This is a genomic window from Streptomyces murinus (genome assembly GCF_002154555.1).
Taxonomy (GTDB): Bacteria; Actinomycetota; Actinomycetes; order Streptomycetales; family Streptomycetaceae; genus Streptomyces; species Streptomyces murinus.
Window position 1 is genome coordinate 1 of record NZ_MUNF01000666.1, and the last position, 7,399, is coordinate 7,399.

General features: G+C 72.7%; 4 protein-coding genes. 1 reads left to right on the forward strand and 3 read right to left on the reverse strand.

Going from position 1 to position 7,399, the window contains the following annotated elements:
* The 3 genes from CCN72_RS32580 to CCN72_RS32590 form a co-directional block, all read right to left on the reverse strand.
* On the reverse strand, positions 1-909 hold a 909-nt coding region (locus CCN72_RS32580), incomplete at its 3' end, for an AMP-binding protein (protein ID WP_143664276.1).
* A complete protein-coding gene (locus CCN72_RS32585; RefSeq protein ID WP_086811793.1) occupies positions 906-5,441 on the reverse strand; it encodes a type I polyketide synthase in 4,536 nt (1,511 codons plus the stop codon). The genes CCN72_RS32580 and CCN72_RS32585, both read right to left, overlap by 4 nt.
* 25 nt (positions 5,442-5,466) lie before the next feature.
* The gene (locus tag CCN72_RS32590) at positions 5,467-5,751 is read right to left on the reverse strand and encodes an acyl carrier protein (protein ID WP_086811795.1); all 285 of its coding nucleotides are present in this window, start codon (positions 5,749-5,751) and stop codon (positions 5,467-5,469) included.
* Between the two features lie 177 nt (positions 5,752-5,928).
* Between CCN72_RS32590 and CCN72_RS32595 the strand changes: the two genes are divergently transcribed.
* Positions 5,929-7,383 (forward strand): CoA transferase, encoded by a 1,455-nt coding sequence (locus CCN72_RS32595; RefSeq protein WP_086811797.1) that lies wholly within the window; start codon positions 5,929-5,931, stop codon positions 7,381-7,383.
* The last annotated feature ends 16 nt before the right edge of the window (positions 7,384-7,399 follow it).

Here is a 7,399-nt window from a genome sequence, read left to right on the forward strand (position 1 = left end):
CTCGCCGATCGGCGAGCCGCCGTAGACGATCTTGCGCAGCGAGCCGAGGGCGCCCCTGGCGGCGGCCGGCTCCAGGAGCATCAGCTCCAGCATGGCGGGCGCCACGATGCCGGTGGTGACCTTCTCCTCCTCGATGACCCGGACCGCGTCGGAGCTGATGAAGGCGGGCAGCGACACCACGGTGACACCGGCGTTGAACGCCTGCATCGCGTAGGAGAGACCGCCGATGTGGAAGCCGGGCAGGCCGATCAGGCTGCGGTCGCCGGGCTTCCAGTCGAGCCAGTCCAGGCCGTTGTCGTCCATCGCCTCGGCGACGTTGAAGAAGCTGCGGTGCGGCAGGACGACGCCCTTGGGCAGCCCGCTGGTGCCGCTGGTGTAGATCTGCACGACGGGGCTCTCCGCGTCGTCCGGCACCTCCCGGCCGCCGGACTTCCGCGGGCCGGTGCCCGCGGACACCGCGTCCTTGCGGGCGGCCAGGGACTCGGCGTCCGGCGTGTCGGCGTCCAGGCAGAGCAGGGTCCGCAGTGTGGGCAGCCCCTTGCGCACCTCGGCGGCCACCGGCAGGTGCTCCTCGTCCACCAGCAGCACCTGGGTGGTGGAGTCCCGCAGGATGTGGTCCACCTCCTGGGAGGTCAGCCGCCAGTTGACGGGGACCAGGACCGCGCCGGTGCGGGCACAGGCGAAGGCCAGCTCCCAGTACTCGACGGCCTCCTTGCCGAGGTAGCCCACCCGGGCGCCGGGCACGACGCCGGCCGCGCGCAGCACCTCGGCCGTTCGCGTGCTCTCCCGGTCCAGTTCCCGGTAGGTGAGTGACCGTCCGGCGCAGACGACGGCCGGCTGGTCGGGCCGGAGCGCGGCCTCGCGGGAGATCACTTCCCCCAGGGTCCGCGATCGTGTGGCTGTGGTCATCGGTGTGCTCCCGTTCCCGCCTCGTGTGCCGGTGCCTCGGCACCGGACAGCAGTTCTTCGATGTATGCGCCGAGCAGGTCCACGCCGGGCCGGTCGAAGGTGACCGACGCGGGCAGTGTGATCCGGAAGGCCGCCTCCAGCGCGTTGCGGATCTCGACCGCGTTGAGCGAGTCCATGCCGAGGGCGGCCAGTTCGGCGTCGGGTTCGATGTCGTCGGCCGACTCGAAGCGCAGGACGTCCGCGAGCCGGGCCCGCACGATGGCGTTGATCCCGGCCGAGCGGGCGGCCCCCGGGGTGTCGGCCAGGGCGTCGACACCGGTCGGCGCCCCGTCCGCGGCGGATCCCGAGACCAGCTCGGCGAAGAGCGCGCTGGGCGCCCTGCGGGCCACGAAACGGTTCCAGTCGCAGCGGCCCATCAGGACCTGGGCGCGCCCGGCGTCCAGCAGCGCGGGCAGCGCGTCGGTGGCCTCGTCCTCCTCCAGGAGCGTGATGCCCTGGCCCTCCCAGCTGCGGACCAGCGAGGAGCTGAGCTGCCGGCCGGGCTCCCGGGGCGCCCAGGGGCCCCAGTTGACGGCGGTGGCGGGCAGCCCGGCACCGGCGCGCTGGGCCATCAGATGGTCGAGGAAGGCGGCGCCCGCGCCGGCACCGGTCTGCGTCGCGGCGCCGAACAGGGCGCCCGCCGTGGAGCAGCCGAGGAAGAAGTCCAGCTCGGGCAGTCCTGCGGTGGCCTCGTGCAGCAGCCAGGCGCCGTAGACCTTGGCCCGGAAGACGGCGTCCAGGCTCTCCCAGGTCTGCTGGGCGAGCGGCAGGTCCCGCGCGGCCTCCTGGGCGGCGTGCACGACACCGCCCACCGGGGGCGCGGTGGCGGCGAGTTCGGCCAGGACGCGGGTCAGGTCGGGCGCGGAGCCGAGGTCGCAGGCGTGGACCTGGACCGTGACGCCGTCGCCGAGGGCCGGGGCGGGGCCGCCGGTGCGGCTCAGCAGGGCCAGATGGCGGGCGCCGAGGGCGACCAGGCGGCGGGCGAGGGCCCGTCCGACCATGCCCGTCGCGCCGGCCACCACATAGGTGCGGTCGGGGCGGACGGTGAGGGGGCGGGAGTCCGCGGGCACGGGGTCGGCCGCGCGCAGCCGCCGTACCCAGCGCCCGCCGTCGCGGTGGACGATCTCCAGCTCGCTCTCCTGGGCCGCCAGGCACTCCCCCACCAGACCTGCGGCGCCGTCGACGCCGGGCGCCAGGTCCAGCAGGGTCACGCGGTAGCCGGGGAACTCCGCGCCCAGCGCGCGGCCGAAGCCCCACAGGGTGGCGGCGGCCGCCGGTTCGGTGTTCTTGTCGCCGGGCAGGTGCTGGGCGCCCTCGGTGACCAGCCACAGCCGCTGGCCCCGGCCGAAGCCCGAGCGGGCCAGTGTGTCCAACACGGCCAGCAGATCACGGTAGTTGGCCTCGGACTCGGCGCGCAGCCGGGCCGCTCCCGTCTCCTCGCCGGTGTGGGCGCGCCACAGCCAGCACACATCGGTGGGCGGCTCGCCCGCCAGCGCCCCGGCGAGGGCCGCGGGATCGGATACGGCGTCGAGGGTGACGCCCTGGGCCGCGGCCGCCTCGGTGAGGGCGCGCGGCAGCCGGCCGGTGCCCCCGGCGACGAGGACGCGCCGTCCGTCGCGGCGGGTGTCCGGCAGGGGCTGCGCGACCCAGTGCTGTTCGTAGAACAGGCCGCCGTTCGCGCCCTGTTGGTCCTCGCCGGTCCGCTCCGCCTGCCAGACGGCCTCGGCGGCCCGGCGCTGCGGGGTGGGCAGCCAGTACCGCTTGCCGTCGAAGGGGTACGACGGCACGGGGATCCGGCGTCGCGAGGCGCCCTCGTGGTAGCCGGTCCAGGAGATGGGCACGCCCGCCTCGTACGCCTTGGCCAGGGACCGGCGGACCATGTCGCCGTCCTGGTCGTCGCGGAAGGTGCTGCTCAGCCAGACGTGGTCGGCATCGCCGGCCGAGGTCCTGGCCAGCGCGGTGAGCGCGCCGGAGGGGCCGAGCTCCACGAAGACATGCCTACCGCGCTGGTCCACCGTCTGGACACCGGCCTCGAACTGCACCGGTTCGAGCAGGTGGCTGATCCAGTACTCGGGGTCCGCCATCTGCCGGCCGCGGGCCACGCGTCCGGTCACGTTGGACACCAGGGCCATGCCCGGGGTGCGGAACTCGACACCGGCGAGGACCTCGCGGAACGCGTCGGTGATCTCCGCCATCAGCGGCGAGTGATAGGGCACAGCGCCCTTCAACGGGGTGAATTTCACGCCGCGTTCGGCCAGTTTCCGGCCCGCGTCGGCGAGCGAGTCGTGGCCGCCGGTGAGCAGGCACTGGCCGGGTCCGTTGACGGCGCCGATGGTCAGGTCCGGGTAGTCCTCGATCAGCGGGGCGATCTCCGCGGCGGGCGCGCCGACCGCGGCCATGCCGCCCTTGCTGCGCAGTGCCTCGCTGAGCCGGCCGCGGGCGGCCACCAGGCGGGCGCCGTCTTCCAGCGAGAACAGTCCGGCCACCGCGGCAGCGGCGAACTCGCCCAGACTGTGGCCCATCAGCACCGACGGGCGCACACCCCAGGACAGCCAGAGCCGGGCCATCGCGTATTCCAGGCCGAACAACGCGGGCTGGAGGTAACGGGGTTCGTGGATGCGCTCGGGCGCCTCGCACTCGCCGCGGATCAACGCGCCGAGCGGGACGCCGAGCAGCGGGGTGAGGATGGCGTCGCACTCGTCCAGCGCGGCGCGGAAGACCGGGTACTGCCGGTAGAGCGCGGCGCCCATACCGGGGTACTGGGTGCCGGTGCCGGAGAAGAGGAAGGCCACCTTCGGGGCGCTCGCCGAGCCGCCGCGGGCGCTGCCCGCCGCCAGGGACTCGGCCCGCTTGCCCAGGGCCCGTACGGCGCCGTCCCGGTCGCCCACCACCTCGGCGATCCGGTAACGGAAGTGCGCGCGCCCGGTGTTGGAGGTGCGGCACAGGTCCGCGAGCGGGGTGTCGGGGTGGCGGTCCAGGTGGTCGAGGTAGCGCTCGGCGAGCCGGCGCAGCGAGGCGCGGCTCTTGGCGGACAGCGTGAGCACGGCGCTCGGGCGCGCCTCGGTCTCCGGCTCCTCGGCGGGTGCGGCCGGTGCCTCCTCCAGGACGACGGAGGCGATCGTGCCCGTCACACCGAACCCGTTGACCATCGCGCGCCCGGGGCCGGTGCCGGGCCAGGGGCGGCACTCGGTCGGCACGGTGACGGGCGCCTCGTCCCAGGCGATGCGCCGGGAGGGGGTGACGAGGTTCAGATGCGGGAAGACCGTACGCTCCCGCAGCTGGAGCACCGCCTTGATGAGCGAGCCGGCACCGGCCGCGCCCTCCATGTGCCCGATGTTGGTCTTCAACGAGCCCACCACCATGGGCCGTTCCTTGGTGTGCGACTGCGCGAACACATCGCTGATCGCGTCCATCTCGGTGGGGTCGCCGAGCGCGGTGCCCGTGCCGTGGGCCTCGACGTAGTGGATGTCGCCGGGGGTGAGCCGGCACCGGGCCAGGGCGGAGCGCATGACCTGTTCCTGGGCGGCGCCGTTGGGGGCCGTCAGGCCCGCGCTCTCGCCGTCCTGGCCGACCGCGGAGCCCCGGATCACGGCGTGCACGGTGTCGCCGTCCCGCAGCGCGTCGGAGAGCCGCTTGAGGACCAGCACCCCGCAGCCCTCGGCGCGCGCGTACCCGTCGGCCGACTCGTCGAAGGTCTTGCACTGCCCGTCGGCGGAGAGCACCCCGCCCAGCTTCAGGATGGTGTGGTTCTGCGCGTTGTGGATGACGTTGACACCGCCGCTCAGCGCGATCCCGCACTCGCCGCCGCGCAGGGCCTGCACGGCGAGGTGGGTGGCCGTCAGCGACGAGGAGCAGGTGGTGTCGACGGTCAGGCAGGGGCCGCGCAGCCCGAGGAAGAACGACATCCGGCCCGAGACGGCGCTGTGGGTGAGTCCGGGCGCGAGGTAGCCGTCGAGGTCGGCGGGGGCGAGGTCGGTGGACTCGAAGATGTAGTCGAGGGTGGTGACGCCCATGAACACGCCGGTGTCGCCGTGCCGCAGCGAGGTGGGGTCGATGCCCGCGTGCTCCAGCGCCTCCCAGGCGGTCTGGAGGGCCAGCCGCTGCTGGGGATCGATGTAGGGGGCTTCCTTGGGGGAGATCGAGAAGAAGGCGGCGTCGAAGCGGTCGACGTCACGGACGAAGCCGCCGCTCGGCAGATCGCCGTCCTGCCCGTCGGCTCCCGCGCCGTCGCCCGGGGCCATCTGACGGCGCTCGTCGGCCGGCAGCGGTCCGATGCCCGAACGGCCCTCGCGCAGGAACTCGGCGAATGTGTCGACGTCGTTGTTGCCGCCCGGAATACGCAGCCCCATCCCCACGATGGCGATGGGTTCGTATTTCTCGCGTTCCAGGGCGGCGAGCGCCTCCGCGTTGGCGGCGAGCGCTTCCTCCTTGCGTCGCAGTTCGGCGAGTACGGCGGCCAGTTCGGCCGCCGTAGGATTCGATGTGTCCGACATTTATTCCCTCCGGGCAGGAAAAAGATCACGCACAAAGATGGTCGATCAACTGACCGGCGGTCGGATGGCCGAAAAGGGCGGCTGTCGAAATCTCGCGACCCAGCTTCCGCTCCAGGGAAAGCTTCACCTCGCTCAGCCGCAACGAGGTGAGCCCCAGGTCGAAGAAGCCCACGTCCAGGGCGAACTCCTCGTGGTCGGTCATGAAAAGGGCGTTCCTGAACTCCTTCACCACCAGGTCCTCGATGAGCTCCCGGCGCTCGTACTCCGGCAGGTGATTGAGCTCCTCCACGGCGGGAAAATCATGCGACATCCACGTCACCGCCTCTCTACGAATCGACTGCTTCAGGACAACCGAACCAGCCCTTCCTGATAGTGAACTGATAGCTGACTGATGACGGTTCGGCTTTCATCAAGAGCACTCCGAACCCCCTTCGAAAATGGCACTCGACCGGTTTACCGCCACCTCATCGGTGCTATGTTTCCGGGCATGGAAGAAAACGAATTCGATCTGATCGGTGAATTAGACAGGACACTGAAGGCGCTCGGCCTGTCGCGTGACGGCGCGGTCAGCGAACTCGTCGTGCGCGGACAGGATCCGCTGGTGCCCTCGACCGTCCGGCTGGGCTCGGCCATGGGCATAGCCCTGCTGTCCGCGGCCGTCGGCGCGGCACAGATCTGGGAGAGCGCGACGGGCCGCCCACAGCGCCTCGGCCTGGACCTCGGGCAGGCCATGCACCAGCTCACGCCCTACCTCGGCGGCGGCAACACGCTGAACGGCTACGGCTCCAACATGGGCAGCGTCCTCGGGCTCGGCGGCGGGCTCGCCCCCGCGCTGTGGGATCTGTACCGCACCGCGGACGACCGCTGGGCCATCCCGATCGCCTGCTATCCGAGCACCCGCGACGCCTTCCTCGACATGCTGGGTACGGCGCACACCCGTGAGCACATCGGCGCGGCCGTCGCGCAGCGGACCTCCTGGGACCTGGAGGAGGAGGCGGCCGACCGGGGTGTCCCCCTCGCGATCGTCCGCAGCCGCGAGGAGTTCCTCGCGCACCCGCAGGGCCGGGCCGTGCTGGACGAACCCCTGGTGGCCGTGGAGCGGGTGGGCGACGCCCCGCCGCGTCCGCTGCCGGCCGGCGCCCAGCCGCTGTCCGGTCTGCGCTCCTTGCAGTTCACCCATGTCTTCGCGGGCACCGCGGCCGGCCGGGTCCTCGCCGAGCAGGGCGCGGACGTGCTGCATGTGTGCGAGCCGAACGCCTTTGACCACGATCTGTGCTGGAACGAGACCGGGGTCGGTCTGCGCTCGGCCCGGCTCGCCCTGGACTCCGGCGGCGACGGCCGGCGCGCCTTCGAGGAACTGCTGCGCACCGCCGACGTGTTCGTACACAACCACCGGGCGGGCAAGATGTCCCGGCTCGGGCTCAGCCCCGAGGAGTGTGCCGAGATCTCGCCCGGCATCATCCATGTGTCCGTGCGCGCCTACGGCCACAGCGGCCCCTGGCGGGACCGGGGCGGCTTCGACCAGCACGCCCAGGCGCTGACCGGCGTCAACTGGAGCGAACGGCGGGACGGGCGACCGCAGTTGCCGCCCGGCCGGATGCTCAACGACTACCTGGCCGCGTATCTCGTCGCCGCCGGTGTCATGAGCGCGGTCCTGCGCCGTGCCCAGGAGGGCGGCAGCTACCGGGTCCGGGTCTCCCTCGCCGGTGTGTCCAACTGGGCCTATCAGCTGGGCACGTTCACGCCCGAGCAGGTCGAACGGCTGCTGCCCGCGACGCCGTTGGCCCCACCGGAGCGCCTCACCCGGGCGACCCCGCTCGGCGAACTCTCCCTCGTGGCCCCGCCGGTGACCCTGAGCGAGACCCCGCCGGCCTGGCGCGGCCCGCTCCTCGTCCCGCGCGGCTCGTCACAGCCCCGCTGGCTCGACGACGAGTCCTCCTGACCCTCCTCCCCCACCT

Coding starts and splice junctions, on each gene's coding strand:
- CCN72_RS32595 (WP_086811797.1), top strand. CDS start 5,929: ATGGAAGAAAACGAATTCGATCTGATCGGTGAATTAGACAGGACACTG.
- CCN72_RS32590 (WP_086811795.1), bottom strand. CDS start 5,751: ATGTCGCATGATTTTCCCGCCGTGGAGGAGCTCAATCACCTGCCGGAG.
- CCN72_RS32585 (WP_086811793.1), bottom strand. CDS start 5,441: ATGTCGGACACATCGAATCCTACGGCGGCCGAACTGGCCGCCGTACTC.